Origin of the sequence: Akkermansia sp. 54_46 (assembly GCF_001917295.1) — a bacterium.
Lineage (GTDB): Bacteria > Verrucomicrobiota > Verrucomicrobiia > Verrucomicrobiales > Akkermansiaceae > Akkermansia > Akkermansia muciniphila.
Genome location: NZ_MNUD01000005.1, coordinates 26,582 through 33,456 on the forward strand (window position 1 = coordinate 26,582; position 6,875 = coordinate 33,456).

At 60.4% G+C, this 6,875-nt stretch carries 7 protein-coding genes; all 7 read right to left on the reverse strand.

Features of this window, described 5'->3' with window-relative positions; all coding sequences use genetic code 11:
- Nucleotides 1–471 carry a hypothetical protein gene (locus BHW66_RS01990; protein WP_094153260.1) on the reverse strand — a complete coding sequence of 157 codons (471 nt, stop codon included), beginning with the start codon at nt 469–471 and terminating at the stop codon, nt 1–3.
- Between the two features lie 21 nt (nt 472–492).
- Complete coding sequence (locus BHW66_RS01995; protein WP_286688840.1) at nt 493–3,804, reverse strand: hypothetical protein; 3,312 nt, start codon at nt 3,802–3,804, stop codon at nt 493–495.
- Complete coding sequence (locus BHW66_RS02000) at nt 3,801–4,367, reverse strand: hypothetical protein (RefSeq protein ID WP_046434916.1); 567 nt, start codon at nt 4,365–4,367, stop codon at nt 3,801–3,803. Before BHW66_RS02000 ends, BHW66_RS01995 begins: the two co-directional genes overlap by 4 nt.
- Nucleotides 4,368–4,460: 93 nt before the next feature.
- Nucleotides 4,461–5,369, reverse strand: a complete 909-nt coding sequence (locus tag BHW66_RS02005) for a phage capsid protein (protein ID WP_046434914.1) — start codon at nt 5,367–5,369, stop codon at nt 4,461–4,463.
- Between the two features lie 55 nt (nt 5,370–5,424).
- On the reverse strand, nt 5,425–6,282 hold the full coding sequence (locus tag BHW66_RS02010) for a hypothetical protein (protein WP_046434912.1): 858 nt from the start codon (nt 6,280–6,282) through the stop codon (nt 5,425–5,427).
- Between the two features lie 12 nt (nt 6,283–6,294).
- Nucleotides 6,295–6,615, reverse strand: a complete 321-nt coding sequence (locus tag BHW66_RS02015; protein WP_046434910.1) for a hypothetical protein — start codon at nt 6,613–6,615, stop codon at nt 6,295–6,297.
- Nucleotides 6,602–6,875 (reverse strand): hypothetical protein (locus tag BHW66_RS02020; protein ID WP_286688841.1); only part of this gene is annotated, 274 nt, incomplete at its 5' end. The genes BHW66_RS02015 and BHW66_RS02020, both read right to left, overlap by 14 nt.

Genomic DNA, 6,875 nt, shown 5'->3' on the forward strand with positions numbered 1-6,875 from the left:
CTACTTGAAAGCATTAAAAGCCGTTGCGCCGCCCTGCACCACGCCGCTCAGCAAACTCCCGAATCCGGACACCTTGCCGGCCCGCTCCGCCTGCCTCCCCTTCCACCTCTCCATCTGGGCCTGCTCCCTCATGGCGGAAGACCGCTGCAAACTGCGCGCCGCCAAATCATTCACCTCCTGCTCAAACCGCGTCGCAACCTTCATCTCCCTCCCCAGCGCGCTCCCGCTCCGTTCCACGCCGCTCGCCGCTGTCTGCGCGGCGGCCTGCCCTGTGGCCACCCCCTGCATTGCCCGCATCCTCATCTGATTCTCCGCGCTCTCCGCATCCAGCGCATCCGCCTCCCTGTCCAGCGCGGACGCATTATAATAAGCCGTCTGCCGCGCCTGCCGCCCGGCTTCCCTCTCGGCGCGTCCCCGGAACGCGCCGGCCAGCCCCTGAAGACCGGCCATACCTAACTGAAACCATTCCATAATATAATATCTATCAATAAACTACTTTGAAAACTGCACATCAAACCCCAGCAAACGCACATCGCCATCCCCGGCGCACCGCAACTCAAACACCAGCTCATCACTCCACACCCCCGGCACCGTCAAATCCTGCCAGCCGTCCAGCACATCGCCCCGGCTCCTGCTCAACTCCGTCAACCGCCCGCAAAACCCTGCACGCACCCCATCCGCCGCGCTCGCGACAAACCGCGCACGCACGCTCACACTCCCTGACTTTACCCCCGCACCCTGCTCAAACGCAAGCCCATTTGTAACCAGTACGGACTCATACGGCGCCCCGGCATCTCCCCCACGGCTCCATCCGTCCCGGAACACGCCGCACCCCTCCACCAGCCGCTCCAGACTAACCCGGCCATCACGCTCCACAGCCAGCCACACCTCATCGGCATCCTGCCCATCCATCACGGCCACGCTCAACGCCCTGCCGCCCCCTCCCAGCACATGCCTCGTCCACGCGCACACCCGCTGCTCGGCATTATACGTCAGAACAGCCAGCCCGCCATCAGCCCTCACCCCCCAAATCCTCACCTCCGGCACGCGCTGCACGGCCAGCCCCACAAACCCTCCCGGCCCGCCTGCATGCTCGGCAAACGTCGTCGTATCGGCGGCCCTGTACCCGTCCGCCTCAAAACTGTACCCCAGCTCCTTCACCCTCATCCCCCCTCTCTGGACAAACACGCATCCTCCATCCGTCGCCTCCGCATCCACCCGGCTGCACCCCACCCTCAACTGCACGGCAGCGCGGCAAAAATCAGGAGTCACCACGCCGCCCTCGCCTCCGCTCAGCCGCCAAACCTGGGCCGTGGAACCAATCAACAAATCATTCACGCTCTCCATCCACACAATCCGGTGGCAATCCTTGGCCGCCAGCGTCACCTGAATCGCATCTTCATCGCTGTCCCCAATCTGGAAATTGGCAAAATCATCCACCACGCTCCCCCACACCGTCTGTGGATTCGCCGCCGTCCCGGCCAGCCACAACCTCCCTTGGTGCATCGCCACAGCACTCGGCCACCCGCACCCTCCCCCAAACATCCCCCTGCTCCACACATCCGTCACCGCCCTCTCATAAGGCAATCCGGCCCCCCCATACGTCTTATAACTCAACCTCAGCACCCTCCACTTCATCCCACCCATCTCTGCCGCCGTCCAAACCTGATCAACGCCTCTCCCCACGGCACCGGACAAAAAATTCACCATATCCATCCCCCCGCTGCGCCACCCGCACCACTTCCACTTCCTCGGCCAAAACCCATTCACCGTCACCTTGCTCTTGATCGTCTTGCCATCCTCCAAATCCCATACAAACTCGCCCCAACCGCCAAGACCAAAATACAACAACACCACACGCCCATCCTCCCTCTCCACACACCCGGCCAGCCACAAAAAGGAACCCATCTTCTCAACCACCTTCCCATCCTCATACAAACACACACTCCCCATGGCAGCCTCCCCATCCGCCACATCCCCAGCACTCTCTCCGCACAACAACACAGCCCGGCCATCCCGCAACGGCATCACATGCCAGACAGCCTTCTTGCTCCCGGTCACCGTGCAGGCAGTCAAACTCTGCGCCACAGGATCATACACCGCGCATGCAACGCCATTCTTGCAGGGGCAAAGCAACACCCTCCCGCCATCCACCACAGCGGCCCTCCGGTAACTCCCGCTTGTAACTGCCAGCCCGGAATGCGCCACCTTCTCCAAACTTCCATCCGCAGGATCATACACATAAAAAGCCGTCGCCATATACGGAGTCAGCAGCACCCGCCCATCATCCAGCAACACCGCCTCGCCAAAAAAACCATCCCCAACCCCTTCCAAAAGCACCTCACTCTCCTCCCCGCTCTCCACATCCAGCACACAACACCTTGCCCCTCCGCTGGTCAAAAACGCCCGGCCATCCTTCAACACACATCCCCCCACCCATCCGCAGCCATCATCCCGTTCCGCGCCCACCTTGCGGCCCCCGCCGTCCACCCGGTCAAACACATAACAACAGGCATGGGCCTTCCCTGCCAGCAGCAGCCTCCCCCCATCCAGCTCCAGCACCGTCCCCCACACCTCCTCCCAATAATCGCCAACCCCGGCAACCAGCCCCTCCGCCTCATAATCCCACGCATTCAGCCTCAACTCATGCCTGCCCCAGTTAGTCGCCGCGGGCTTATACTTCATCACCCGCAACTGCAAACGTGTAGGACGTTCACACGTGCCGCTGAACTCAAAATTCCGCCAATCCCCGTCCCATGACCAAAACCTGTGCAGCACCTCAAACTTATGAGGGCTCAAACTCTCATCCTCCGCATCCGCACCCATCAACTGAAACTCGCCCTGCCACCGCTGATCCTCATTCCCGTAAGTCTTCAGCGTCCACGCCCCCTCATGGCACACGAACGCCCTCTGCGGCCCATCGCTGGAAGCCCACCACTCCCGCATGCTGTTAAACCCGCTCCCAAATCGGCTCACCACCCATCCGGGAAAGAAAAACTCCGGATAATCAGCCAAACTCTTGCTCCCCTTATAATCCGTCCTCCCGTAATACTGCTTATAACATGTCCATGTAACACGCACATCGCCGCTCACCGTCCACAACTCCTGCCCCGCCAAAACAATCGTACCCGCAGCGGACAAATCAGGAACGGCCTCGGGCGGATTACCCGTCCCGGTCAACTCCGCGTGAGTCTGCGCCACCACCACCCGCTCCGCCATATGCTGAGTATAAAGAACACTCGTGCCAAACTCCTCTGAGCGGAACACATGGCGGTCAGCACCAAACATCAACCCACCCGCATCACGCTCAACCCATGCCTCCCCATCCTTGGAAATCGCAAACTCCCTCGGACTCCGGTCAAACTCCATCACCGCCAGCCTCCAATCATCATCGCCATGCCTCTCCAGCCTCTGCGGAGCCACCCTCCCGCACACCACCCACACCACGTCATTGCACTGCACCCACCGCAGCTCCGGCAAATCCTGCTCCGTCCACGGACTCTCCAGCCGGGCGGCCAAACTCCCATCCAGCCGGAACACCTCCACAAACCCCGCTCCAAACACCACCATATACCGCCGCTCATCACTCACATCCATCCCCATCAGCCGCACCCGCCCGCAAGCGGCCCCTCCATCCACCGCACACATCCTCTCCGCGCCGGGCCGCCGCATCAGCCCGCCGAACGTATGCACCAGAAAATTCACAATCGTCTGCGCGCTCCGGCCATACCCATCCACATCATACCTTATCGCCCCCATGCGGTTCCACTCACCTCCGGTAAACGCCACCCTCATCCCGCTCATACAATCCCCCTCCTCCCCCACGGAGACACCGTTTCATCTCTCCCTCCCCGTCCCATATCCTGCAACCGCGCCCGGTACTGCGCCCTCATCTCCAGCCGCCTCACATCCGCTTGCAGCCGTCCCTCCAAATCCCCGCGCCCGGTAACGGTCAACGCGCACAGGCACGCCAGCTTGGCGGCCAGCAACTCTCCATCCGCACAACACCACTCATGGGCGGCATCATCCGGCCTCACTAAATACACCACGCGCACCTCCCTCCCTTCCCCTGTCCAAAACAACCTCCCGTCAAACACGCACCACCCGGCCCCATCCACATCCACCACATCCACACAACCCTCCGGCAACGCCTCGCTCCGCACAAAACCGGGCAGCCGCAAATCCTCTTCACCCTCCAACTGCGCCACCCTCTTCGCCCACACAGGCTTCACCTCCTGCACAACATACTCCACTGCGCTCGGCCACATGGCTCGCAACACAGCCCCCACCTCCTCATCATCCAGCCCCGTCACAGGAGCCTTCCCCAACTTGGCAAGGGCAAAATTAACCACATCCAACTGCTTCATAACATCATCAAAAAACTAAGCTGAAAACGGAGGGCGGCCCGCAGACCGCCCCCCGCCGCTCCACGGCAACAAACATTGCCCGGAAACAACTCCTTACTGTGCGCACAGCACCTTAACAAACCCCTTCTCCTCCAGACGCGTTGCCCCGCAGGCAAACTTCGCGCGGATCTGCAACGCCTCATCCAAATCATCCCTCACGGAAATCTTCACCTTAAAATCATTCCACAGCCCGAACTGGGCGCGGCTCTTCACCCATGCAAGGCACTCCCTCACCCCCTCGGACTTGGGCAAAAGCTCCGTGCGGACAAACTTGAACCCCATAAACGTATCAACCTTCCCATCCACCAGAGCCTTCACGCTATTATAATCGTAAGAAGTCACCTCCGTCGTGCTCAGCAAATTAAGAATCTGCGCGGAAGAACACGCAAACACAAGCTGATCCCCGGCGGCGGAACTATCCTCCGTCCACGCATCCGCCTCCTGAAACATCTGCAACGTCCGGCGCAGCTTAGCCAGCGTCAGGCCGCTTGAGGCCTTCGTGCCGGACTCCACATAATCCTTGGCAACAACTCGGTCGTCTGGAAAAGCCTTAGCCGTCGTCCCGTCCTTACCCACAAAATTCTGCCCTAGAAACGCGGCAATCATCACATCATCCATCTTCCGGTTCGCCGCCATCCTCAACCCCTCCAGCGTCTTGCTCACCGGCAAATCCAAATCGCCAAGCTTCGTCGCGTCAAACTCGTCAAACCCTACCGCCTTGGTGAAAATGCGCGGACGCATGGAACGCCTCAACGTAGGAGCCTCATCAAGCGTGGTGCTCCCCATGCGCGTCGTCTTCTCCTTAAAATCAAGCACCCCGTACTGGTCAATAAACTTCACCTCCCCCTTGCAATCCCTGTCCACCGTCACCAGCTTCTCCAATGCGCTCACCTTCTGTTGCAGCAACACCCCCCACTTATTCGTGTACTTGACCTGATAATTATCGCTAATTGTAACTGCCATAATAATATAATAACTAAATGTTAATAACTCTTGTTCTTACTCGCTCTCCATGACCCTAAAACCCCATCAGGCGGTTATACTGCTCATCGGCATACCTGTGATTGGCATGGTTCGGATTCATAAACGCCTCATGTAAAGGGTGGCTCGGATCATTCATCATCCTCTCCGCCTCCGCCTTCCCCCCGGCAGCCGCGCCCCCGGGCATGTTAAGCCCCTTGGCAGGCTCATCCTGCATCATCGCCCCCATCTGAGCCAGAAGCCGGATCATCACCGGATTCGTGCCGATCACCGGATCATCCACCACGGCACGCACCTCCTCACCACTCACCCCGGTCATCTTGGCCAGCATCTCCAGCGCACTCACCGCACTCCTCACATGCGCCCCATATCCATCTCCCCACAACCCCTCCAGCTCAGCCTTCACAGCGGCCACGCGCTCAGCCTCGGCGGCATCCGCCGCCCTCTGAGCCTCTGCGCTCCGGGTGGCAAACTCATGCACAATCCCCGCAAAAGCCTCCTTCGGCACCCCCAGCTCCCAAGCCTTGCGGCCCAGCACCTCCACCGCCTCCGCATCCCACACCCCCTCCGGCAGCCCCTCCGGGGCAGCGGGCAAAAACTCATCGCCCGCAAACTCCTTATTCATCCCAAGAGCCTCCCTCCATGCCGTCATCGCCGCCTCATCCCCCAAATCATACCGCAGCACGGCGCCCGCTCCGGGCGCACCGCTTCCGCCATCTCCACCACTGTTGCCTCCGTCTCCTTCTCCTCCATCCCCGTCACCGTTTCCGGCCCCATCTCCACCAGCATTATTTCCGGCACCAGCCATCAGGCTCACCGGGCCGCCGCCATTTGCGCCCCCGTCACCTGCCTCCTCGCGCAAAAAACCATTCGCAATCAATTTACCAATAAACATAATATTTAATCTCTAGTCTTTAATACTTAATAAATCCACCAACGCCACCTCACGCATCCCCCTGTCCCGCTCCCGCCCGCCACGCTCAAACCTCACCCGTTCCACCCCCTGCGCCTGCTCGCCCAGACAACCCCGTGCCAGCTCCACCAACTCATGAACACTCCCCCACGCCAAATGCACATAAAACACGCGCCCCCCATCCACCAGCCACCCAAGCAACACAACCTCCCCGCTCATCGCCGCCACACCTCCCGCATCCAGTACCCGTCTGCACTCCTCCCACAAACGCTCATGGCTGCCCGCATACCTCACCGCCCACTCATACCCGCTCATCCTTGGTAAAAAACTTGAAAAACTCCACGGCGGCGGGGTCGGTCAGGATAAAAGCCGGGTAGTCCGAGACTGTAAAAATCCTGCGGCCTTTGGTCTCCGCATGGACGGCCTCATCCTCCGCAAGGGTCAGGACATCTTTTCCCAGCCTTGCCCATACCTGGACGGCTTGCCAGTCCTCGCCCAGTTCCACCAGAGCGGCAACGACGGCGGCCATGGCCGGGGTCTGGTTCGCCGGAATTTCGTCCTGCGTATAGCGGTCT